Raw genomic sequence first — 1,726 nt, 5'->3', positions numbered from 1 at the left:
CTATCGCCTACCGACAGAAGCGGAATGGGAATATGCCTGTCGTGCGGGGACCACTACTCGCTATTATTTCGGTGATGATGCTAATCAGTTAGAAGATTACGCTTGGTATAGCGGAAATTCTCAAAATACAACTCATCCTGTGGGTCAGAAAAAGCCCAATGCTTGGGGATTGTATGACATGAGTGGTAATGTTTGGGAGTGGTGCGAAGATAATTGGCATGATAGTTATATAAATGCGCCAAGTGATGGCAGTGCTTGGCTGACAAATGACAATAATTATCATACAATTCGTGGCGGCTCTTGGTACTACTATCCCGTGAATTGCCGTTCTGCGTATCGCTACATCCGCGATGACCCGAACTACGACATCGGGTTTCGGGTAGTGTGCGTGCCCAATGTGACATCTACACAGTTACCTATCGCTACTGTGACATCTACACCGTTACCTAAAGTAGCGCCTCCAGCGCCCTCTTCGCCACCACCTCCCCCAGCAAAGCTAACTCCATTTACAGAAAAAATATCCAAGGGAATAACACTGGAGATGGTAGGCTTACCAGCAGGTCAATTTCTCATGGGCTCTCCTGACAGTGATCCCGATGCTAGGGATTCGGAAAAGCCTCAACACCAAGTTAAAGTCAACAGTTTTGCGATTGGGAAATATCCAGTGACTCAGGCACAATATGAAGCAGTAATGGGAACCAATCCCTCTTGGTTTAAAAACAATCCCCAAAATCCGGTAGAAAAGGTTCGTTGGAATGATGCTCAAGCCTTTTGCCAAAAATTGAGTCAAATAACCGGGAAAACCTATCGCCTACCGACAGAAGCGGAATGGGAATATGCCTGTCGTGGGGGGACAACCACTCGCTATTATTTCGGTGACGATGTTAGTCAGTTAGGAGATTACGCTTGGCATGGCGGAAATTCTCAAAATACAACTCATCCTGTGGGTCAGAAAAAGCCCAATGCTTGGGGACTCCATGACATGATTGGCAATGTTTGGGAGTGGTGCGAAGACAATTGGCACGATAACTATATCGGAGCGCCAAGGGATGGCAGTGCTTGGCTGATAAGGGATAATGATTATCAAATACTGCGGGGCGGTTCTTGGTACTTCAATCCGGATTACTGCCGTTCCGCTTTCCGCTACAGCTACGTCCGCCGCTACGACCTCAACTACTCCATCCTCGGTTTTCGGGTGGTGTGCGTCCCCAATGTGACATCTACACAGTTACCTATCGCTACTGTGACATCTACACCGTTACCTAAAGTAGCGCCTCCAGCGCCCTCTTCGCCACCACCTCCCCCAGCAAAGCTAACTCCATTTACCGAAAACCTACCCAATGGACTAACACTGGAAATGGTAGGCTTACCAGCAGGTCAATTTCTCATGGGCTCTCCTGACAGTGATCGCGATGCTGAAAGTTGGGAAAAGCCTCAACACCAAGTTAAAATAAACAGTTTTGCTATTGGCAAATATCCTGTCACTCAGGCACAATATCAAGCGGTAATGGGAACAAATCCCTCTCAGTTTAAAAACAATCCCCAAAATCCGGTAGAAAAGGTTAGCTGGGACGACGCTCAAGCTTTTTGTCAGAAATTGAGTCAAATAACCGGGAAAACCTATCGCCTACCGACAGAAGCGGAATGGGAATATGCCTGTCGTGCGGGGACCACTACTCGCTATTATTTCGGTGATGATGCTAATCAGTTAGAAGATTACGCTTGG

Annotated in this window: 1 protein-coding gene; it reads left to right on the top strand. The window is 47.3% G+C overall.

Annotated features, from left to right (window positions below; translation table 11 throughout):
* On the top strand, nucleotides 1-1,726 hold a 1,726-nt coding region (locus tag O9332_RS10995), incomplete at both ends, for a formylglycine-generating enzyme family protein (protein ID WP_288025463.1).

Source organism: Microcystis sp. LE19-10.1B (assembly GCF_027530565.1).
Lineage (GTDB): Bacteria > Cyanobacteriota > Cyanobacteriia > Cyanobacteriales > Microcystaceae > Microcystis > Microcystis aeruginosa.
The sequence above is the reverse complement of the archived record's forward strand: the minus strand, read 5'-3'. Positions and strand labels throughout refer to the sequence as shown.